The sequence below is a fragment of the Muribaculum sp. genome (assembly GCF_029051885.1).
GTDB lineage: Bacteria > Bacteroidota > Bacteroidia > Bacteroidales > Muribaculaceae > Muribaculum.
In genome coordinates this window covers 30,133-53,844 of record NZ_JAIDKI010000037.1, presented here as the reverse complement: position 1 = coordinate 53,844, position 23,712 = coordinate 30,133, and the positions used below count along the sequence as shown (strand labels likewise).

At 51.5% G+C, this 23,712-nt stretch carries 12 protein-coding genes; 6 read left to right on the top strand and 6 right to left on the bottom strand.

Annotation, left to right across the window (positions count from 1 at the left end):
- The first annotated feature begins 189 nt into the window (after positions 1–189).
- From K2I50_RS01765 to K2I50_RS01740, 6 genes are all read left to right on the top strand, one after another.
- Entirely contained in the window at positions 190–3,729 is a 3,540-nt protein-coding gene (locus tag K2I50_RS01765; protein ID WP_301024533.1) for a TonB-dependent receptor, read from the top strand.
- Between the two features lie 23 nt (positions 3,730–3,752).
- The gene (locus K2I50_RS01760; protein WP_301024532.1) at positions 3,753–5,477 is read left to right on the top strand and encodes a RagB/SusD family nutrient uptake outer membrane protein; all 1,725 of its coding nucleotides are present in this window, start codon (positions 3,753–3,755) and stop codon (positions 5,475–5,477) included.
- 8 nt (positions 5,478–5,485) lie between these two features.
- Entirely contained in the window at positions 5,486–6,493 is a 1,008-nt protein-coding gene (locus tag K2I50_RS01755) for an endonuclease/exonuclease/phosphatase family protein (RefSeq protein ID WP_301024531.1), read from the top strand.
- Positions 6,490–7,377: a glycerophosphodiester phosphodiesterase family protein gene (locus tag K2I50_RS01750; RefSeq protein ID WP_301024530.1), complete on the top strand. Its 888-nt coding sequence runs from the start codon at positions 6,490–6,492 to the stop codon at positions 7,375–7,377. Before K2I50_RS01755 ends, K2I50_RS01750 begins: the two co-directional genes overlap by 4 nt.
- A gap of 130 nt (positions 7,378–7,507) precedes the next feature.
- Positions 7,508–8,455 carry a glycerophosphodiester phosphodiesterase family protein gene (locus tag K2I50_RS01745; protein WP_526022937.1) on the top strand — a complete coding sequence of 316 codons (948 nt, stop codon included), beginning with the start codon at positions 7,508–7,510 and terminating at the stop codon, positions 8,453–8,455.
- 27 nt (positions 8,456–8,482) lie between these two features.
- The gene (locus tag K2I50_RS01740) at positions 8,483–9,856 is read left to right on the top strand and encodes an MFS transporter (RefSeq protein WP_526022938.1); all 1,374 of its coding nucleotides are present in this window, start codon (positions 8,483–8,485) and stop codon (positions 9,854–9,856) included.
- 134 nt (positions 9,857–9,990) lie between these two features.
- Here the strand turns inward: K2I50_RS01740 and K2I50_RS01735 are convergent, their stop codons facing one another.
- The 6 genes from K2I50_RS01735 to K2I50_RS01710 all read right to left on the bottom strand — a co-directional run bounded on the left by K2I50_RS01735 (position 9,991) and on the right by K2I50_RS01710 (position 23,710).
- The gene (locus tag K2I50_RS01735; protein ID WP_301024529.1) at positions 9,991–11,472 is read right to left on the bottom strand and encodes a glycoside hydrolase family 28 protein; all 1,482 of its coding nucleotides are present in this window, start codon (positions 11,470–11,472) and stop codon (positions 9,991–9,993) included.
- 236 nt (positions 11,473–11,708) lie between these two features.
- Entirely contained in the window at positions 11,709–14,813 is a 3,105-nt protein-coding gene (locus K2I50_RS01730; protein WP_301024528.1) for a glycoside hydrolase family 2 TIM barrel-domain containing protein, read from the bottom strand.
- Positions 14,814–15,765: 952 nt separating this feature from the next.
- Positions 15,766–17,349: a DUF4832 domain-containing protein gene (locus tag K2I50_RS01725; protein ID WP_301024527.1), complete on the bottom strand. Its 1,584-nt coding sequence runs from the start codon at positions 17,347–17,349 to the stop codon at positions 15,766–15,768.
- Positions 17,350–17,416: 67 nt separating this feature from the next.
- A complete protein-coding gene (locus K2I50_RS01720) occupies positions 17,417–18,703 on the bottom strand; it encodes a SusE domain-containing protein (protein ID WP_301024526.1) in 1,287 nt (428 codons plus the stop codon).
- A gap of 44 nt (positions 18,704–18,747) precedes the next feature.
- Positions 18,748–20,391 (bottom strand): RagB/SusD family nutrient uptake outer membrane protein, encoded by a 1,644-nt coding sequence (locus K2I50_RS01715; protein WP_301024525.1) that lies wholly within the window; start codon positions 20,389–20,391, stop codon positions 18,748–18,750.
- A gap of 13 nt (positions 20,392–20,404) precedes the next feature.
- Entirely contained in the window at positions 20,405–23,710 is a 3,306-nt protein-coding gene (locus K2I50_RS01710) for a SusC/RagA family TonB-linked outer membrane protein (protein ID WP_301024524.1), read from the bottom strand.
- Positions 23,711–23,712: the final 2 nt, after the last annotated feature.

Sequence of the window (23,712 nt, the reverse complement as noted above, 5' to 3'; positions counted from 1 at the left end):
TTTGGCAAAGGTAAGCGTTTGCATGTGGGGTTCAAAGCGCTTTTTAATAAAAGTTGCAATATGTTTTTAAACATAAAAATTCGGAGGGACAATCATAAAATTGATACGAAATATCTAATGGCGCGGATATGTTCCGGAGTCGACAGACATTAGAAATCCAACTGATTATATAACCTTTAATACCACAACATGTACAAATTTATTCGTACGAGATTATTCTCGCTCTTGTTGATGTGCTTCATGGTCGCAGGCGTATGTGCCGCAGCTCCTTCCGGCCAGAATGTCACAGTCAATATCGAGAATTCTACTCTGAAGAGCCTGTTTAAGGCTATTGAGTCGCAGACAACCTACCGCTTCTCTTATCGGATGGCTATTATTGATGGGCAGAAGGGGGTCACGGTAAAAATGAAAGATACGCCTGTCAGCAAAGTGCTTGATGCGGCGTTTCGTGGAAGAGACCTCTCTTATGAGATTGTATCGCCCAATTCGATTGTAATTACTAAGAAAAGTGGCTCGACATCTCCCTCGTCCGCACAAGAAGGCAGAAAAACCATCTCCGGATTGGTGCTTGATAATTTAGGTGACCCTGCTATCGGTGCTACTGTTATGGTAAAGGGCACAAATAACGGATGTTCTACCGATATTGACGGTAGATACACCCTTGGCAATGTACCGGCTGATGCTACAATTGTTTTCTCAATGATTGGCTGTGTGCCACGTGAGATTGCAGCATCCGACGTCGATGCTCTTGCATCGGTCGAGATGAAAGAAAATGCCGAGGTGCTTGATGAGGTGGTTGTCGTGGGTTACGGCACTCAGAAGCGTGCCAATCTTACGGGTGCTGTCGCTACAATCAGTGCGGATGACATAAACAACCGCCCTGTTGCAAGTGCTGCCAATGCCCTTCAGGGTGCTGATCCATCGGTCAATCTGACATTTAACTCCGGGTCGATGGATGCCGGATATTCTATTGATATACGTGGTGCCGCATCTATCAACGGTGGCTCTCCTCTTGTGCTTTGCGATGGTATGGAGGTAAGTCTCGGCCAAATCAACCCAAACGATATAGAATCGATTTCAGTGCTTAAGGACGCCTCAGCCGCTGCGATCTACGGTGCAAAAGCATCTTCCGGCGTGATTCTTATAACTACAAAGTCTGGCAGGGATTCCGACGGAAGGGTAAATGTCAGTTATAATGGCCGATTTGGATGGCGCAAGAATACTACATCCACTGACTTCATTACCACCGGCTACGACCATGTGACTATCGTCAATAAGTTCTATCGCATAGCTCAGGGCAAGGATATGTGGGGTTATACAGGTGAAGATCTTGAGATGCTCGAGGCACGTCGCTACGACAAGACCGAGAATCCCGATCGTCCCTGGACTGTAGAGCGTGATGGCAAACTCTATTTCTATGCCAACCACGATTGGTACGACTATTTCTATCGTGATACACGTCCTGAACAGGAGCACAACGTGTCAATTACCGGAGGTAATGCCAAGACCAACTATTACGTATCGGGCCGCTTTCTTCAGCAGGACGGTATATTCAAGATATACAACGACAAGTATACCAACTACTCCTTCCGAATGAAGCTGAATGCCGAGATTTTCCCCTTCCTTCGCTATTCTGGTGGTGCCAACTTCAATTATACCAACTACAAATATGCCGGCTACTGGAACGAACAGCAGACCATACATGCTCTCCAGAGCAATATAAACTCTGCGGTAATGCCTCTGTCTCCCGACGGACAGACAATACAGTATGTAAATACAATGACAGGCGCCAACTCTCCACTTGGAGCCGGTCATGCAGGTTATCTTACGGATAATCGGTCGCGCAATTCTCGTGGAAACAAGGATTTTGTACTTACCAATCAGTTTGATATCGACATATATAAGGATCTTGTCATCACGGCATCATATGCCTACCGCTATCGCAACCGCGGTATCGAGCGCAGGGGCGTACCTTTTAATTATCTTGACAAGAGCGGCAGTGTGAAAAAATTCACATCCGGAACAGTGGAAGATTTCTATCAGGAAATAAAGTCAGACATCAACCGCCACTCTTTCAATCTGTTCGGTACATATTCCCATACATGGGAGCGCATGCACAACTTCAAGGCCGTGGCCGGTATGCAGTATGAACACCAGCGCAACACAGAGCTTAGCGTTAAAAAGACTGACCTTCTATCCGATGATCTCAGTTCAATGAGTGTGGCCAACGGCGTGGCTACCGTTACCGAGGAAATCTCTGCTTACAAGACTTTGGGTTATTTTGCACGCCTTAATTATGACTACGATGGAAAGTATCTGCTGGAAGTCAGCGGCCGTTATGACGGTTCTTCTCGCTTTGCTCCCGGCAGCCGATGGGGATTTTTCCCGTCTGCCTCAGCAGGCTGGCGTATGAGTCAGGAGAAATTCTGGGACGGTATGCAAGGATGGTGGAACAACTCCAAGCTCCGCGTGTCATATGGTTCTCTCGGAAACCAGCAGGTAAGCAACTATGCTTATTTTGATAAAATCTATACCGACAAGATTCTTACAGACTATACTTTCGACGGCGAACAACGTGCCACATACGCTACAGTTTCATCTCCGTTGTCATCAAATCTGACTTGGGAAAAGGTTATCACCTACAATCTTGGTCTTGATTTCGGATTTCTGAACAATCGACTTACTGCAACTGCCGACATCTTTGTACGTGACACCAAGGATATGCTTACCCACTCGGTGACTCTGCCGTCGGTATTCGGCGCTACCACACCAAAACAGAACTGTGCTGATTTACGCACACGCGGATGGGAATTATATCTGAGGTGGAATGACAATTTACGCCTTTTTGGACATAGACTCAATTACAGTATATCTGCTACGTTCGGCGATTATAAGTCGAAGATTACAAAATTCAACAATCCTGACAAGCTCATATCCGATTACTATGAAGGGATGACTCTCGGCGAGATATGGGGATACAAAGTAGATGGTCTGTTTGCTTCCGATGAAGAAGCTGCTGAATATCAGGCGAGAATCAATGACAAGGCTGTGAATCAGCGAGTATACAATGCCAAGACTGCGGGCGACAATAAACTTCGTGCCGGTGATGTAAAATTCATTGATTTGGATGGTAACGGTAAAATCGATGAAGGTTCAGGCGTTGTCGGAAACTCGGGCGATAAACGTATAATAGGCAATAGCATTCCGCGATACAATTATTCTTTCCGCCTTGACGTGAATTATGTCGGATTTGATGTGTCGGCTTTCTTCCAGGGAGTAGGAAAATGCGACTGGATGCCGGTGCAGAATTCGTATGATTTCTGGGGACCGTATGACTTTCCGTCGTTGTCATTTATACATAAAGACTTTCTGTCAATGTGCTGGAGTGAGGACAATCCCGACGGTTACTTCCCTCGCCAGCGCGGATACCAGACCTATGATGGAGGCTCGCTTTCTGTAGCGACTGACCGTTATCTCCAGAATGCAGCTTATCTGCGTCTTAAAAATCTTACCGTAGGATATACATTGCCGATAAAGAAGAATAGCTGGATTAATTCCGTGAGGGTATACTTTACCGGTGAGAATCTGGCCTACTGGTCTCCCCTTAAGAAACATACAAAGACTGTTGATCCTGAAATGGCGACATCTACCGGGACTTATAAGTCAAACTCAGGCACCGGTTATGGTTTCTCAAAATCGTTCTCATTTGGAGTCGATGTTAAATTTTAATCATTATCACACATTATAGAGCAATGAAATTTTCCAGATATAATATTATGTCGGTATGTGCCGCGGCGTTGATGTTTGTGTCATGCGATCTCACTCAGGAGCCGGAGGATACCATGAGTCCGGATACATACTTTAAGACTGCCACACAGCTCGGACTATGGACGCAGGGCTACTATGATATGCTTGACGGCGACGGTATTGTTGCCACTAATGCCGATGACAATGTTGACAACGCATTGGGTGAGCTTATGATGGGCCAGCGTACAGCCGCCTCTTCATCAGGATGGAGCTGGGGCGATCTGCGTAGAATCAACTACTATTTTGAGCACAAAGCATGTGATGAAAGTGTCAGCGCGCCTTACGATGCCGAAAGCTATTTCTTCAGAGCTTACTTCTATTTTGCGAAAGTACGCCGATTTGGTGATGTGCCGTATTATGACAAGGTTCTTAATGATAATGATACTGAGTTGCTTCGCAAGAAGCGCGACGACCGCGGCTATGTCATCGACCGTGTGCTTGAGGACCTTGATGAGGCATATCGTCTCGGTAGCAAAAACCGTGACCTCGTTAAAGTGACCAAGTGGACGGCTCTGGCATTTAAAAGCCGTGTAGCGCTGTTTGAAGGTACTTGGCGCAAGTATCGCGGGCTACCCGAGGCAGAGAAGTATCTTAAGGCTGCCGTTGATGCCGCCGATGAATTTATATCAAAGAGTGGCTACACTATCCAGAACACCGGTTCGGAACCATATCGTAATCTTTTCAATGCAATCGACGCTACGACTACCGAGGTAGTGCTTGCCAGAAAATATGGCAATAAAGCCAATGTGATGCATTCCATACCTTTTAATATAAAGAATGACAGACAGGGATTCACACGTCGCTTCATGAACCATTATCTTATGGCCGATGGCTCATTCTATTCATCTGTCGCTGATTATGACCGCAAGTTGTTTGCTGATGAGGTTGCCGGACGTGACCCGCGTCTTTCGCAGACTGTACTTTGTCCCGGATATATTCAGGTCGGTGCATCCAAGGTTACAGCCAACGACTTGACATCTCTTACCGGTTATCAGCCTATTAAGTATGTCGGTAATGCAAATTATGATGGATCGAAGAAAGCGTTCTCTGATTTGCCTCTTTTCCGTGCGGCTGAGGTTTATCTTAATTTCGCGGAAGCAAAAGCTGAGCTTGGCTCACTTACACAAGCCGACCTCGACCGTTCTGTCAATAAACTGCGCGACCGCGTAGGTATGCCACATCTGTCAATGGCAGATGCCAATTCCAATATTGATCCTCTGATGGTTGACTATTATCCCAATGTGACCCAAAGCGCCAATACGGGCGTGATTCTCGAAATCCGTAGGGAGCGAACGATTGAGCTCTGTCTTGAAGGATTCCGTATTTGGGATATCCTTCGCTGGAAGGAAGGTGCCCAGCTTACACGTCCGTTCTATGGGGTATATTTCCCGGGTGAAGGAGAGTACGACATGGATGGTGACGGTAATGCAGACCTTCTTGTATCATCGTCAGCTAAACCGACCTCATGGAAAGGCAATTACAAGCAGATTGGCAAAGATATAACTCTTACGGACGGTTCTGTAGGCATGATTCATGCTTTACCCAATCTTACCATTGAATGGAATGAGGAGCGCGACTATCTGTGGCCGATTCCGGCCAGCGAGCGTGTGCTCTCCGGAGGTGCCCTTTCCCAAAATCCGGGTTGGACCGACACTACCAATTTTGATTGATTTCGGTTATGGACAAACTAAATTGTGTTCTGCTTGCCGCCGGGATATACCTTGTCCCGGCGGTATGCATAGCCTCTTCTGCGGAAGGTGGTGATGTCGATAGTAACGGCGCATCTGACAACAATTTGCGCTTGCTTTACTGGAATATTCAAAATGGTATGTGGTCGGGACAGGAGAACGATTACAGGGAGTTCGTTGAATTTGTTGCCGGGCAGCATCCCGATGTATGTGTATGGGCTGAGGCGCAGTCCAACTATCTTACCGCTTCTTCTGAGAAATATGCCGATGATGCTGAGCGTTATTTCCCTGACGCATGGGCGGATTTTGCACGGAAATATGGACACACTTATTGGTATAAAGGAGGACATCATGACCGTTTTCCACAGGTGGTGACTTCGCGCTATCCTATTGAAAATGTAAAGAGGATTGTCGGAACGGAGCCTGACAGCATTGTGAGCCATGGTGCCGGTTGGGCAAGGATAGTTGTTGGAGACGATACAATAAATATTGTAACGGTGCATACTTGGCCTCAGAAGTATGGATTTGGCGTCGATAAGTCTCAACAGAAAGATGATGCCGTTGCTAATGGTGGCGACAGGTATCGACGTAAGGAGATAGAGTATATCTGTCGCAATACTATAGAGAGTGTTGCTGGTGCTGATCGTCAGTTATGGATGATGATGGGTGATTTCAATTCCCTGTCGCGTCTTGACAATCGCTTTTATGGCATGCCGGCTGATACTTCTGCATTTTTATGCCATGATTATGTGCTGGAGTATACTCCGTATATCGACGTCGTATCCAAGAAATATCCGATGGAACTCGTGCCCACTATATGGCGTGATGCACGCATCGACTACGTTTATTGTACGCCTGCGATGTACAACTGTATTTCTGACGTAAAAGTGATACGTGATAGTTATACGACACCTGTGCGTGATGCGGCAGTATCTCGTTTTTTCCATCCCTCCGACCATTACCCCATACTTATTGACTTTAATATTCAGCAAAAATGAGATTACTTTCTGTAATTGGTATGCTGCTTGTGGCGGTCTCTGTTTGTGCTGCTACACGTGTCGATTCTCTGCGGGAGGCTATTTATTCGCAGTCGCCGTTTAACAGGCCTGTTGTAATAGCCCACAGGGGAGACTGGCGTAGTGGTACCGAGAATTCCCTGCGTGCTATAAGGAGCTGTATCGACATGGGTGTGGATATTGTCGAGCTGGACATCGCCATGACTCGCGACAGTGTCCTTGTGCTCATGCACGATGATACAATCGACCGCACTACAACCGGTAGCGGCCGCGTGTCGGACTATACGCTTGCACAGTTGAAAGAGTTTAACCTTCTTTCTCCCATTGGCGTGGTTACGCGCCAGAAGATCCCTACTTTTAAGGAGGCTTTGGCTCTTTGTAGAGGGCGTTTGCTCGTTCAGGTCGACAAATGGCCGTCGCTTAAGGATATTCTGCTTAAGGAGGCTTCTGAGGCCGGATGTCTCGACCATATTATATTGCGCAGCTCATGGAGCAGCAGTAAAATTAATAGAGACATCGGAGCATTGCCTGAGGATGTGATTTATATACCGGTATTGGTATGCAAAGGAGATGGCGATGATGAGCGCCTTGATGATTTCCTTGAAAATTTTGATACTCCGGTCATCAGTTTTTCGTTCCGTCACACCGATTATCCTGTGTTACGACGTATTAAGGAGACTCGCGATAAGGGATACCATGTATGGCTCAACTCATTGTGGGATACGTTTAATGGCGGTCATGATGACGAGCGTGCATATGAAAATCCTTCGGAGGCCTACGGATGGCTGATAGATATGGGTGCAGATATGATTTTTACTGATCATCCGTCTCTGCTTATAAATTATCTGAAAAGTAATTTACAATAAGTAACTGGTCGAAATTATTTTAATGTTTATTCGAGTGAAATTTTTAGAAGAAACATCTAAATAATAAGACCGGTTGATGTAAAATAATTTAGAATAGTTACTTAAAACAAATAGCTTCAACTACTTGATTATGAAACTTTATAATTTTATTTTCGCCGGACTTATGGCCTTCTTGATGGCCTCATGTTCGGCCGGCAAATCCAATGACCCGGTTAAGGAATATGCCAACCGGGCAGAACGTGTGATTGCGGCTCTCAATGATCCATCGACAGATTATGTTGTCGTAGTGTCACATCGTGGTGACTGGCGCAATTATCCCGAGAATTCAATTGCTGCCATAGAGTCGGTGATACGCATGGGTGTGGATGTGATGGAACTCGACCTCAAGCTCACTTCCGACAGCGTGCTTGTGCTTTGCCACGACCATACGATTGACCGTACCACAACCGGCAAGGGCCGTGTGTCGGAAATCACCGGTGATTCCATTGCGTCATGTTTTCTGAAAACTGCCCATAATGTAGCCACATCTACCCATCGTATGCCGACTCTTCGCGAAGCTCTCGAGGTATGCAAGGATCGTATCGTGGTCAATATCGACCAGGGATTCCAGTATTATGATCTCGTGATGAAAATTACCGATTCGCTTGGTGTGACAGATCAGATGCTTATAAAGGGTAAGAAACCTATGGCGTATGTCGACAGCATAATGGGTGCATATCCTGAAAAGATGATGTACATGCCTATAATCGATATCAATAAACCCAAAGGGCAGGCTTTGTTTGCCGAATACATAGAGAGCGGCACTGTGCCTCTTGCCTATGAGGTATGCTGGCAGAAACCCGGAGCTGAACTCGACTCGTGTCTTGCTGATATCAAAAAACAAAATTCAAAAATTTGGGTTAATACTCTCTGGCCTTCGCTCTGTGGCGGCGTCGAAGAAGGAATGTACGACGACTACGCATATGACAACGGCGCCGAATGCTATAAAAAGGTACTTGACCTCGGAGCATCCATTATACAGACTGACCGTCCTGATTTGCTTATCAGTTACCTCAAGTCAATCGGCCGCCACGATTAATATAAGAATATGGAAGTTACAGATTCAATGACTTCGTTTGCCGGTCGTTCGCTGTGGAGCCGTTTGGCCGGTTTCTACCGTATATCGGCTCCGGCCGGTGAGGTCGATAATGACCGCGAGAGATTCCGTCGCGTGCGCATGGCCACGTTTATCTCTGCGACGCTTGGCTACGCGATTTACTATGTGTGCCGGTTGTCTATGAATATCGTGCGCAAGCCGATTGTCGACGATGGCGTGTTTTCCGAGACTCAGCTCGGCATCATCGGCTCATGCCTCTTCTTTGTCTACGCCGTAGGCAAGATGGCCAACGGATTCCTTGCCGACCGATGCAATGCCAGACGGTTTCTTGCCACAGGCCTGCTGCTCACTGCCATCGTCAACCTCGTTCTCGGCATGACCGAGATGTTCTGGGTGTTCGCCCTGCTCTGGGGCATGAACGGATGGTTCCAGTCGATGGGGGCCCCGGCATGTGTGGTGTCGCTCAACCGATGGTACACATCAAAGGACCGAGGCACCTACTACGGCTTCTGGTCGGCATCGCACAACCTTGGCGAGGCCATCACCTTTATCACCATAGCCATGCTCGTCAGCTGGGCCGGCTGGCGCTATGGAATGCTTGGCGCGGGTGTAATCGGTCTGTGCGGCCTTGCAGTCGTGCTCATCTTCATGCGCGACACTCCTCAGAGCCTTGGATTCCCGAGCCCTGAACCCGTGAAAGCATCGGCAAAAGATAAAGGAGATGAAGCCAATCCCGACTTCAACCGCGCCCAAAAGGCCGTTCTGCGCAATCCTGCCATATGGTGTCTTGCTCTTGCCTCGGCGTTCATGTACATCTCGCGCTATGCTGTCAACTCCTGGGGAGTGTTCTATCTTGAGGCACAGAAGGGTTACAGCACTCTTGACGCATCGCTGATTATCTCGATAAGCTCCGTATGCGGCATTGTCGGAACCGTAGCCTCGGGCCTTATCTCCGACCGCCTCTTCAACGGTTCCCGCAATGTGCCCGCGCTTGTGTTCGGACTTATGAACGTTACGGCCCTTTGTCTCTTCCTTCTTGTGCCTGGCGAACATTTCTGGCTTGATGCGACAGCGATGGTGCTCTTCGGCCTCGGTATCGGTGTGCTCATCTGCTTTCTCGGAGGCCTTATGGCCGTTGATATCGCCCCACGGGCAGCTGCCGGCGCGGCCCTGGGTGTGGTAGGTATCGCCAGCTACATAGGTGCCGGACTCCAGGATGTGATGAATGGCATACTGATTGAAGGACACAAGACCGTCGATGCCGCTACTGGCGCCGACATCTACGACTTCACCTACGTCAACTGGTTCTGGATTGGAGCCGCAGCAATATCGGTTCTCCTCACCCTCCTCGTGTGGAACGCCCGTCGCGACGACGACGCCTGATGCCACACCCACATACCCCACATTCTGCAATTTCAGATTGTCAGGTTTGCAAAAACCACCATTCCGGAGTTAACGGAATGGTGGTTTTTGTTGTTGTCTTTGTTCTTGACAATGCCGGTTGGCTACGGAGCCGGTCAGAGCTCCGTAAGGTTGACGGTGTTGGTAGCGGTCACGCGCGAGCCGGTAGAGTGGTTTATGGTCACGTTGTTGAGCGTGACAGAGTCGGCATTGTTGATTATAGCGCCTGATTCTGACGATATTATCGAGTTGGACAGTACGACATTGCGTATCGGCATCTCCGGCAGCCCGTTGAGCCATAAGGCTCTTGCAGCGCCTGTACACGATATTCCGGATATTGATATACCGTCGATTACCGGAGTCGACTCGCCGACGGGCTCGGCATGCTTCCCCGGCGACTTCTGGGCGTAGTACATGTCGGCTGTGATAGCGTCGCCTGCTATGTCGACCATTTTTATTCCCGAGATATGGATATCCCTTACGGCGCCTCCGCGACCGCGTGTCGACTTGAATTTTATACCCGTGTCGGTGCCGATAAACAGACAGTTGCGCACGGCCACGTCATATACGCCTCCCGACATCTCCGACCCGACGACAAATCCGCCATGGCCGCTGTATACCTTACAGTCTTCTATCAGTACATTTGATGTCGGCACACCTCTCCTGCGTCCGGCCTCATCCTTGCCCGACTTGAGGCATATGGCATCGTCGCCGACGTCGAAAGTACATCCGGTGACATGCACGTTGCTGCACGATTCTATATCAAGGCCGTCGCCGTTCTGGGCGTATGCCGGATTGCGGATGCTTACGTTGCGCAGCGTCACGTCGCGGCAGAGCAGCGGACGCACATTCCAGCGCGGAGAGTTCTCGAATGTCACACCCTCAAACAGTACACGCTCGCATCTCACCGGGAGCACCATTACCGGACGTAGAAATTCCCTGACGCTCTCCCATGCCGTATCGTCGTCGGGGGCGGCAGCTCCGATTTTTTCGTGGCTGCACTCCTTTATGCTCTCCGACGGATACCATATGCGGCCGTCGTCCGACAGGGAGCCCTCGCGGCACAGTTTTTTCCACTGGTTATCGGTGAGTTTCATTTTCTTTACCGGACGCCATATCTCTCCGCGCCCGTTGATGGTGCCGTGGCCGGTAATCGATATGTCGTGCTTGTCGAAAGCGCTGATTGGCGACACGCATTCCCTCGCCGGATTGTCAATCACATCCCAGCGAAACAGAGGATAATCGGCGCGGTTGTCGGAAAACAGCAGTATGGAGCCATGTTCGAGATGGAGGTCGGTGTTGCTTTCCAGCGCAATCGGGCCGGTGAGCCATATGCCGGCGGGCACGTTCAGATGTCCGCCACCATTCTCCTTCAGATGGTCGAAAGCCTTGCGGAATGCCTCGGTATTGTCGTGGTGTCCGTCGCCGGTGGCGCCGAAGTCGGTGAGCGACACGGTATATGCAGGTATCGACGGGGTTGCTACCTCCTGCATCTCAAACGGTAGTTGACCATAGTCTGACCCGTGGACCGGGGCGGTGGCACACACGGCGGCTACGACTGCTAAGATTCGACATAGGGTCGTTGATACAAATTTCATTGCGTGGATATAATGATGTATTGTGTACTTTTACTTTCGATGCGAATATACGTCATAGCTTGTTAATACGCAATCCTGCTGTGTATTAGTGCCGGAATCTTACCCCCTTTCCGACAGAATGTAGACCGTCATGCCCTCTTGTGACATTGCATGCATGATGCAGCAAGGGCGCCGACCATTGAGTATCGGCGCCCTTGCGGTTGTTATCGGCTGTGTATGTCCGGGGATACACTTTATCAGCGGTTGCCGATATATCCGTGTACCGGGGTCAATGTATAGTCGAATGTATAGTCGGCAGGATGGATGAGGTATTTGTCCATAGGCCATGCTCCCCACGAATCCACACATCCGAGGCCCATCTGACGGAGGTCGACACACAGCTGTGTCACATTGTCCTCCTTGATGTCGCCCCAGTGGGCATTGCGCTTCTCCTCACCTTCGTCAAGAGTGGCGATTGTGTAGTGGAGGGCCGATGCCGAGAAGGGTTCGGCGGCAGTCACCTTCAGACCGTTGCCGGCCGAGTTGGTCACCACATACCAGCGCAGGTCGCTGCGTGTGCCGGTCTCCTGCGGACGGATATACCTGTAAGGCATGTCGGTCACGGTGATGTCATATATGCCGAGGTCGGCCGAGGTGTGGCGGTCAATGTAGTTTTCCTCAGGGCCGCGACCGTAGAACTCTACATTCTCGAAGCTCTTGGGCATGTCCATCACCATTCCGTAGCGGAACATGTCGGACACCTTGGCCTCCTTCGCATCGGGAAGCATCTTCATGGCCTGGCGCACGTTGAGCTCGCCATTGCCGTTGAGCGTGTAGGTGATGGTCATTGTGGCGTGTACCGAGGGCATATCATACATGGCGGTTACAATCCGGCGTCCGGCGTTCTCCTCTTCGGTGAGCGAGGTAAGTTTCATCTCCGGAGCGAGCCATGCGCGGAATTTCTTCTGCATGCTTGCGCCAAGGTCGTTGTCGGTCGGAGCGCGCCAGAAGTTGGGCTTGATTGATGCCCCATCGACAAGCATCTCGGTGCCGTCGACATCGTAGCGTGTGATGAAGCCGGTGGTCTTGTCGAAAACGAGGTTGAGCGCCGTGCTTGTGAATGCCAGTTTACCGTCGGCGTCTGTCACGGTGATGGCGGGAGTGCTGAGGGCGCACTGCGGGCATACCTTGCAGTTGGTGCCGTCGTACGGACGAAGCACAATCTGCTCCTCGGCTACGATATGGCCGGCCGGCACAAGATTCTGCTCCTCGCGGGTAAGGTAGGTAAGGTTGAGCAGCCACTCTCCCTTGTCGCTGATGTCGCCGTAGGGTATGTCGAGCTGTGCGGTAGCCTGCGGAGCCACATTCAGGCGGTCGATGCTGCCGCTACGCACAGGTTTGCCGTCGTGGAGCAGGGTCCATGTCATGCGCTCGTTGTCGAGCGGACGGAAGAAATTCTCGTTGTATACGCTCACCTTGTGGGGGGCCGAGAGGGTAGAGAGGATAGGCTGCTGCACGCGTTTTATCTCCCATGCATGAGGATTGGGCACACGGTCGGGCGATACAACACCATTGTCGCAGAAGTTCCAGTCCGACGGGTCGTAGTCGTTCCAGTCGCCTCCGTAGGCGAATATCTCCTGTCCGTTCTTCCCTTTCCAGCGTATCGACTGGTCTACGAAGTCCCAGATGTATCCGCCCTGCAGTTTTGGATATTTGCGGAAGAGATCCCAGTACTCCTTGAATCCGCCCTCGGAGTTGCCCATGGCGTGGGCATATTCACACTGTATCATCGGGCGCATGTCGGCCTGGTCATTGGCAAACTTCTCAACACCCTTGTAGCCGCTGTACATCGGGCAGTAGATGTCGCTCTTGCCATCCTTTTCGGCACGCTCATACTGTACCGGACGCGACGGGTCCATAGCCTTCACATACTCATATGCGGCGTCGAAGTTGGGTCCGTAGCCGGCCTCGTTGCCGAGCGACCATACGATGATACTCGGATGGTTGAAGTTGCGGGCCACATGGCGGTCGTTGCGCTCGATTGTGGCTTTCTTCCATGCCGGCACTTTTGCCAGGGTCAGTTCGTCGTAGCCCATGCCGTGGCTCTCGATATTTGCCTCGGCTGTGATATACAGGCCATAGCGGTCGCAGAGGTCATACCAGTATGGGTCGTCGGGATAGTGGCATGTGCGCACGGCGTTGAAGTTAAGCTCCTTCATCAGCTTGATGTCCTGAAGCATGCGCTCCTTGCTCATCACATATCCTCCGTCGGGGTCGAGCTCGTGGCGGTCGGCACCCTTTATCAGCACTGGCTGGCCGTTGACGAGCAGCTGTCCGTTCTTTATCTCTACGCTGCGGAATCCTACATTCACCGGTATCACTTCGGTCTCCTTACCCTTGGTGAAGGTAGCGCGCAGTGTGTACAGATTGGGAGTCTCGGCGGTCCATTTAAGCGGAGCGGGTATGTCGAATGTCTTTACTACATTTCCTTTCGCATTTTTGATTACGTCGGAGGCCACAGTCTTGCCCGCGGCATCGATGAGGTCGAGTGAGAGTTCGCCCGAGCCTTTCACTTTTGCTGTTACGGTAAGGCGTCCGTCGGTGTAGCCGTTGGTCAGGTCGCCCTGCACGCGCAGGTCCTCTACGCGGTTTTTGTTGCGGGCATACAGATAGTTCTCACGCGCCAGACCCGAGAATCTGAAGAAATCCTGGTCCTCGAAGTAGGTTCCGTCACACCAGCGGTCAATCTGCAAGGCGATGTCATTCTCCTGGCCGGGTATAAGATAGCGGGTCACGTCAAATTCATTCTCGAGCTTGGAGTCCTCGCCGTAGCCTACGAAGCGGCCGTTTACCCAAAGGCGTATGTTGGAGGTGGCCGAGCCGAAGTGGGCTATCACATCCTTGCCTTTCCAGTCGGCAGGCACCTTTATCGTGCGGCGGTAAGAGCCTATATGATTGTTCTTGTCGGGCACAAGAGGGGGATTGTTGTCGAAATTGCCGCGCCAGGGGTAGCCGATATTGAGATACATCGGGTCGCCGTAGCCGAGCATCTCCCAGTTGCCGGGCACATCGATAAGTTCCCAGCCGCTTACATCGTACCCCTTTTTCCAGAAGTCAGTCGGGCGCTGGTCACGGTCGCGTACCCACTTGAAGTGCCACTTTCCATCAAGCGACATAAAGTTTTTGGATGCCTCTTTTCCCGCGTCGGCTTTATTTGCCGACTCAAAGGCAAAGTAAGAGGTGTGCATAGGCGCACGGTTCACTTCGTTGACCTCGGGGTCTTCCCAAGGTTCCGCAGCGAAGCCGGCAAGCGGTATCCCCGCGAGGAGAAGTGCGCCTAAAATGGCAGAGTCCTTTTTCATGATTCGGTTATTGGGTTGTTATGGTAAATACGTATGATTGGCACACGGTATATAGAATTAATTACAAAAATACGAATTTTATCGCATATTATCATACTGCCATCGGTATGTTGAATCGGGCTGTAAGGCTATATTTTGGTCTAATATGGCTTAAAATAGGGTGTAAATTGTTAAATTAGGTTAATAGAATGCATTTTTATGACCAAAAACTATGTTGTATAACATAAAATCCATTACCTTTGCAACGTGTTTTTCATGGTATTAGATTTAAGGTTAAGAAGATTATTCGTCGTGACGACGAGTAATTTTTTTTTATACCTGCCTGATTGGCTCTCTCCGGCGATATTATGCCGGCATGCCAATAGATGTATTTATAAAAAATGAAAGTGCACATCTTCACAGATGCGCACTCCCTCATAACCAAAATTCAAGTATATATTCTCTGTAGTCTAACAAAATGTTGCCAACTGTCAACAATTAGAAGTATAGGTGGAAACTGCGGAACGGCAGCCGTCAGGCAGATATGAGAATGAAGAGTGTGGAATCTTTCATTATACAGCTGTGTTATCCGAATTCCCTGGTCACTTTCAACAAGCTGATGCAAAGTTACGGCCTTTTTGGCGATTGTAATGAATTCAAAATCCAAATAATCCTAAAATCAATAGGTTAGGTGAACTTTTTGGCAAAAACTTTGTTGCTCACGCAGTTAAGCTGCTTTTTGGTATGAAATGCCGTAAAATTATCCCGTTTTCGTTATGGTTTATTTGGTTAATTCACCTTTGTTAATGATATTTAGTGGTTTTTACTGCTTGTTTTGTGTCAATCCGTCGCTGTTGATATGGTCATGAATCAGACCTGAGCAAGTAGTTAGTCTCACAAAAAAATCTGCGCCCGAAAAAGTCCGGACGCAGATTCATCAAGGTTATATGGATAGATTGCCTGTTAGTGTATGTTAGTCTACTCTTACTTTCGACAGAGCGATCCAGCCCGACTGTGCGGGTTTGCTCGACAGAGCCAGTTTTATGCCCGGCTTGTTGTCGTTTTTGGTATTGACGATGGCCACACCCCAGGTGTATTCGCCGGCGCTTACCGAGGGAGATACATTGAGGCGGTAGTCATACGGATTGCCCTCCTGCCATTGGGATGGCTCGCACTCTTTGTCTACGAATACTTGTACCGGCTCGCCGTTGCTGTCGAGCAGAGCGAAAGCCACCTTGTACTTGTAGTTCCACTGTTGCAGATTGTTGGGCAGATAGCCCCAGCCGATATTGCGCCAGCGGTGTCCGATAGTAGCTGTCTGGCCACCTTTGATAGCCGACGGAAGCGACACCTTGTCGGGATACAGGCGGTAGCCACCCTCGGCGATGAAGCGCTTCACCAGGTTGAAGCTGGTCTTGAACCATGATTCGGTCTCGTCGCCTACGCGGAAGTCCATCATGTTGACACGTGCCTCCTTCGAGTCGTCAAATTCGCCCTGGCGCACATCCTCCGGATGGTCTTTACGGTACTTCTTGTCATCGTTCCAGTAGCTGTGCTGACCTACAATCCATCCGCCTTCCATCAGTATGGGGAGCTTGTAGTTCCAGGTGCGGGCAAATGCCTTCTCCCATGAGTTGTAGCCCCACTCGGCGTTGTTCATGCCAATGGCGTCGGAGCGCAGGCAGTATCCGTTGCGTATAGCTATAGCCAGCAGAGCCTCGCTGTCGGGCTGTGCGTTCTTGCCCGAGCTCACGGGATGGCCGAGCTGACGGTGGTAGTTGATTACCAGAGGCACCTCGGTAAAGTTGTCGGCATACAGGCGTGTGATCCACTCCATTGTATTGGCCTTGTACTCAACGGTCTTGTCGGTGATGGCATTGTCCTGTTCGTAGCACACGTTGTGGCCCTCGCCCCACTTGCCCAGGCCATAGGCGTCGATAAATGCCGTGGTCTCTGCGTTGTTGAAGCGCTGGGCAAACGCGCGCACGAATTTCTCATAGTACTGGCGCCATATCGGATCCATTGCCAGCGGAGTCTTGCGGTCGGGATAACGGTCGTTTTCGAGCCAGTACTCCGCGCCTGCGTCAAACACAAACTGAGGAGTGTTCTCCCGCTGGTCACGTCCGTCGACTACCACACGGAAGGCAATCGGCAGTCCGAGCTCTTCGGCGCGGGCCACGAGCTTGTAGATTGGGGTCGAGGGGTCCTCCCAGGCATACTTTCCGTCGGCGGGATTGAGCGATTTCCATCCGGTGCGGATGTAGCAGGCCGACGCATAGTCGCGTACATAGACATTCTTGCCGAGCTCCGACAGGTAGATCTGTCGGTCGAAATATGAGGGGTCGGCCGAGCCAGATACATACATCACCCATCCGTTCATAGGGTTGCGCAGCAGGTCGGTCGTGTTGGCTGTAAACGACAGCTCGGTGTTGCCGGCTATGCTTCCTCCACCCTGACCGGAGTTGTCGGCGCCCTGGGCGTCATCTCCGCCTCCGCATGAGCAGAGCGTCAGAGCCGCCCCTACTATTGTGGCTGATATCATTCTGTTGATTTGCATAAGAAATTTGTGTGATGACCGGCCGGATTATGTCGGTCATGACTGATCCGGCCGGTATACAGTTTTGTTATCTTTTTGATGCAAGGAATGTGTTGTGACGCAGGTCAAACACGATAAAGTTGCTGCCGGCAGGTACTCCCATGTAGGAGTTGCGGGTCTCGCCGTCGGCTGCGCCGTTGAGGTCAAACACCTTGTTGAGTTCGGCATTGATGTTCTGGCGCTTACCTTCTGCGGTCAGCGGGCAGGTGTAGCAGAACGAGTTGTTCTGATTCCAGGTGCCGCCGTTGGAGTCGGTAAAGCTCTTGGAGATACAGAATTTCATCTGTCCGCCCAGAGTCTTGAGCTCATTGTTGGCGCCGTCGAAGATAAACACCTGCGGGTCGGCGAGCGACTGCACGAGGTTGAGGGTCTTCACGCCCCAGCCTGTGCCGCCTCCATATGCATAGAGGTCGCTCACCTCGATGCTTACTTCAGGATTGGCCTCGGCGCCGCTTGGGTGGAATGTCACTACGAGCGGCTTGAGGTCGGTGGCTTCCGAGTAGATGGTGGCGGTCTTTTCGGTCATGTTGATGACGATGCGGTATTCGCCGGCTGCGGGGATATTCCATGCGCTCTTGGTCTCGGTCATCTCCACGGCCATGGCGGTGCCGTCGGTGATGTCGGTCGAGCCGTCGGTGTTGCGCAGATAGTAGGTCACGCCGTCAAATTCGATAGGTATCTGGAGCTCGCCGGCGGTGAGGGCACCCTTCCAGGCGTAGATATTCTCGTTTTCGAGAGTCTTGTTGATATCTGTGCTTTCGGCTATGGCATTGCCTCCGAGCATCATCCTGTCGCAGTCAAATATTATTACCTGTATGGGCTTTATCTCTGCGCTGACCTTGCGCACCTCGGGTGCCTCAAATTCAGAGCCGCCGTTCCATTGGGCCATCACACGGAATTCCAGTGTGAAGTTCTTGTTGGCGGGGAGAGCCCAGCGGTCCTTGTACCAGTTGTTGAGCTGCTCGTTGGTGAATGTGGCCGAGTATAGGCCGGTAGCGTCGTCGTAGGTGTAGTCGAAGCCTACGCCCGAGGTGATTACTGTCTTTGAGCCGAAGCTGTTGCCGAGCACGTCGAGTTCGGCCTTGTAGGTAAGCACATACTCCTCGGGCAGATGGCGGGCGCCGGTCCAGGTGAATGTGAGTGCCGGTGCGTTAAGATTGTTCTCGTCAATCTCTACCATCGGATTCTCGCATTTGAGGGTCATCGTTTCCACTGTGGGGTCGATGTCCGTGTCATACGGGTCGTAGGTACACGAGGCTGCCGCGAGCACGGCTGCGCCCATTACGGCCGCTTTGATATAATATATCGGTTTCATGTTTTATCCGTTATTGTGTTGGTTGTTTTGGTTTTTCGCGTGGATTAATAGCCGGGGTTCTGCGGGAACTCGATGTCGCGGTTGGCGTCGATGATGGTCTTGGGCACGGGCCACAGAGCATGATGTTCATCGACGGTGTTGCGCAGCACTTCGTTGTACTTGCGCACACGGTCTACATACTTGCCTGTGCGCACCAGAGTGAAGCGGCGGCTCTCCTCGCCTACGAGCTCGCGGATGCGCTCGTCGAGCAGGAAGTCCATATCCATCTGTGCGGCGCTTACCGACGATGCCTTGGCGCGGTTGCGCACTACATTGACGGCCTTGGCGGCATTATCTGCGTCGTTGAGGCCGAGGTAGGCTTCGGCAAGCAGCAGATAGGTTTCCGACAGGCGGAACTTCATGCGGTCGCGGTAGCTGCCGGTGTGGGTCAGGTCATCGTCGTGAGCGAAGAAGAACTTGGTAGGCGCGGGGAACAGCCAGCCGTCCTGCCAGTACTTGTCGGTGATATGTACTCGCTGACCCTTTGTTGACTCTTGGTTGGCAATCCATTCGCGCTTGAAGTTGTACTCAGAGTTGCGGATGTCGGTATCCTCGAATATGCCGTCGGGCACATTGCCGGCCTCGGGAGTGGCGTTTGTGTTCTTAGTGCCGATCCACCACTTGAACGGGGCAATCTGTGCCAGGCCGCGGCCTCCGTATTCAGAGCAGATTTTGAAGAATGAGCCGAGCTGGTGGTACTGTGGCAGCCATTCGCGGCGGGTCCAGTCGTCGGAGGGAGTGCCGCCGCCGATGGTCTTGTACTCAAACTGCATTACCCAGATACTCTCCAGGTTGCCGCTGGTGCGGTTCTGGTTGTTTTCTACAAAGAGGTCGTGGAAATAGTCGCCGGCTTTAGCCTTTTCGGCACCGAATCGCTCTTTCATCAGCGAGAAGTAGCCGCTGTCGATTACCTGCTGGGCTGCCTTGCGGGCATTCTCGTAATCCTTCTGGCAGAGGTATACCTCGGCGAGCAGATGGAGTGCTGCCCACTTTGTGAGTTTGCCGGGCTTTACGGCGTCGGGATTTGAAGGCAGATTTTCAGCGGCAAATTTGAGGTCGTCGACCATATGCGACAGAAGCTCTGCTCTCGGAGTACGGGTGAAGTTGAGCACGAAAGGCTGCTGGATAGTCTCTACCCATGGAGCATCGCCGTAGAGATACTGGAGCGAGCGGTAGCCATAAGCGCGGAAGAATCGGGCCTCGGCCTGATAATGGGCCTTGTCGGTCGGATACGACCAGTTGGTATTTTTATTGGCGTAGATGAGAATTTCATTAGCCGCATTGATAATCGAGTACGACCAGTTCCAGTACGACTCTATAAACAGAGTCGAGGGAGTCATCGTAAGGTTGGCGTAGTGGGTCAGCGAACCGTCCTTGGCGCCGCTCTGGAACACGATGTCGGTAGCAATCTGCTGCACGGCATATGCGCATGCACCGTTGTGCATGAAGGCACCCTTTTCGCCCCAGGTGTTGTACTCCGAGCGGGCAAGTGAGTAGAGACCTGCACTGCCTGCCTCAAAACCGAGCGTGCTGGTATAGGTGTTGTCGGGAGAGAGCTGGCTCTTGAGCTCTTCGTCAAGGAAGTCTGAGCAGCTTGTAGCAGCCATTGCAAGGGCTATGACTGATGTATATTTAAGTATATTGTTCATGATGGTATTCGGTTTAGAATGTTACGGTAAGTCCGAGGCGCCATGCGCGCTGCATCGGGTAGGAGGCAAACCAGGTGTTGTCGTAGTTCAGCAGCTGGCGCATGTTGGAGAAGACATGGAGGTTGTCTACGCCAACGTTGATGTCGAGGCCCGAAAGACCGAATTTCTTCACATCTTCCTTGAGGAACGAGTAGCCGATGGTGATGTTTTTGATTTGCACGTAGTTCTGCTTCTTGTAGTAGCCGTGGCTGAAGGTCTTCACATAGCCGGGCGATGGAGCGTCGGTGTTTTCGGGATGCTCGGGAGTCCAGTACTTCACGCCGTGGATATAGTTGGCTGTACCGAAAGTATACTGTGCGATATCGGGAATGTTGTCCGACATCCAGCGGCCGAATGAACCGTAGAGCATGAATGATGCGTAGAACTGCTTGTAGTTAAACTGGTTGGACATCGACAGAGTGAATGACGGACGCTTGCTGCCGATTACCTTCTTGTCGTCGTCGGTGATTACGCCGTCGCCGTTGACATCCTCGAGCTTGGCGTCGCCGGGCTGTGCGCCTTTCTGGCGGGTCACTGTGTTGCCTGCGGCGTCGGTGTAGGTGAATTCGTCACCCTCCTGCCATATGCCGATTACATTGAAGTCGTAGAATACCGAAAGGGGCTTGCCGATAAACCATTTGTTGTTGATGTCGTCCTTGCCATCGCCGCGCAGCTCTACAATCTTGTCGCGGTTGAGGAAGAAGCTGACGCTTGTACGCCACTGGAAATCACGGTTCTGGATGTTGATGGTGTTGAGGGTTGCCTCGATACCACGGTTTTCGGTCTTGCCGATGTTGTCCATGATGTTTTTGTAGCCGTTCATGATGGGCACGGTGCGCTTCATCAGAAGGTCCTTGGTGCGAGAGTGGTATACGTCGATGCTACCGTTGATGCGGCCGTTGAAGAATGAGTAGTCGATACCGATGTTGGCGGTATAGGTGGTCTCCCACTTAAGGTTGGGGTTGCCCACGCCGTCGGAGGTAGGTAGGAAGGTGGCGTTGACAGCCGAAGAGCCGTCACCCCAGATGTATTTTATACCGGCGTCGGTATAGAGACGGTCGAGAGTGGTGTAGCGCGATATAGCGTTGTTACCATTGGCACCGTATGATACGCGGAGCTTTAGCATGTCGAGCCAGTGGGCATTGTCGCGCAGGAACGATTCGTTGCCGATATGCCATGCAAGGGCGGCCGAGGGGAAGAATGCATATTTGTTGTTGCGTCCGAATACCGATGCACCGTCGCGACGACCGGTGAGGGTAACCATATACTTGTTGTCGAACATGTAGTTGATACGTCCCATCATCGACATCATTGTTTCTTTCCAGAAACTTGAGCCGGTCTTGATGTTCTTCTCGCCGTTGCCGAGAGAGTAGAAACTCATGTCGTCGTTGATGAAACTTTCGGCGCTGCCCGATGTTCCTTTGTTATTTTTCTCCTGCATGGAGTAGAGGGCAGTGAGGTCGATGTGGTGTTTGCCGAATGTGTTGTCATACTTGACGATGTTTTCCCAGGTCCAGTCGACGGTGCGCGAGGTGCTTACCGAGCCTTTGCCTTCGGCTTTCTGACCTTCGGCAGTGTTGCGGCCATAGTATGTGCCGGTATAGTTATCGCGGTAGTTGTAGCCATACTGCGATTTGAGTGTCAGACCCTTTACAGGCGCGATTTCGATGAATCCGTTGTAGAGCACGTTGCGGCTGGTGTTCTTGTTGTCGGCCCTTACGTTGCGCATGGGGTGGGGGAGGTTGGAGTAGTCCATCGGCTCGTCGTAGTAGTTGCCGTCGTCGGCCATGAATATACCGTAAGGAGCCTGCTTGATGGCGTGCTCGAGGTTGGGAGTTATGCCGCCGGTCTCGCGGTTGACAAACTGGCCGGTGAGTCCGATGGTGAGCCACTTGTTGAGCACCTGCTGGATTGAGGTGTATACGTTGATACGCTCGTAGTTGGAGTTGACTACTACGCCGGGCTGGTCGAGGTATGATACTGCGGCCATGTAGGAGGTGGCGTCGGTGCCGCCCGAAATGGAGAGCTGATGGTCGTGCTGGAAGGAGGTGCGGAACACGTCGTCCTGCCAGTCGCGGGTGATTCCCTGGGCGTAGTTGATACGTTCGCTGGCGCTGATTACCTGACCATAGAGCGGATCGAGGTCTATGCCTGTGAGTTTCTTGGTACCAAGGCGTCCCATATCCTGCTTGAACTGGATGTATTCGTTGGGGCCCATGGTCTCGATGCGCTGCATCTCCGATGCCACTGCGAACGTGCCTTTGTAGACTACTTTCGCATTGCTCTTCGAGCCTTTTTTGGTCTGTATGAGGATTACACCGTTGGAGCCACGCGAACCGTAGATGGCCACCGATGAGGCGTCCTTAAGTACGGTAAGCGACTCTACAAGATTGGGGTCGATATCGCCGAGTGAGCCTTCATAGGGTATGCCGTCAAGTATGACGAGAGGTGAGTTGCCGCCCGACAGAGAGTTGGTACCGCGGATGAGAAGGCCCTGGTCGCTGCCCGGTTTTGCCTCGCTCGAGGTGATTGAGAAGCCGGCCACCTGGCCTACGAGACGGTCCATAAGGTTGGCAGAGCCCGACATTTTGAGAGTCTCCTCTCCGACTACCGTGAGGCCGCCGGTGAGGTCCTTCTTCTTCATGGTGCCGTAGCCTACTACCACCACTTCGTCGAGATTGTTGGTGCTCTCCGACATCTTGATTTCCATAGGTCCGTCGCCTACGGTCACATCCTTGGTGGCGAATCCTACATAAGATATCTCCAGCTGCTGGCCTTTGCTTGCAGGGAGCATGAAATTTCCGTCAAGGTCGGTCATTGTGCCTTCGCCGGCGCCCTTTACCACTACGGCAGCACCTACGAGCGGTTCGCCCGAGTTATCTACTACCGTACCTCTGACCATGGTGGTGGCCTCCAGGTTTTTTGGCATCTTTCCCTTGGGGAAGAGTGTCACCTGGCGTCCGAAAATGCGATAATCAAGTTTTGCCTTGGCACACATATCGGCCAGAATGGCGTCGACGTTCTTGCCTGAAAGGTCGATGCTGATACGCTTGTCAAGCTGGCGGTTGGCGCCTTCGGCATACACAAACATGTAGTCGCTGTGCTTCTCGATATACTTGAGCACGTCGCTTACTGACTTGTTGTTCTGCTTCACAGAGGATGTACCTGCCTGAGCCTGTGTGGCGGATGCGTCGGCTGCCACGGCAAGCGTGGGAGCTACCATCGCCCCGCAGAGCCACAGCATGCCTGTGCACATTGCTCTTTGGAAGTTATGTCTCATGA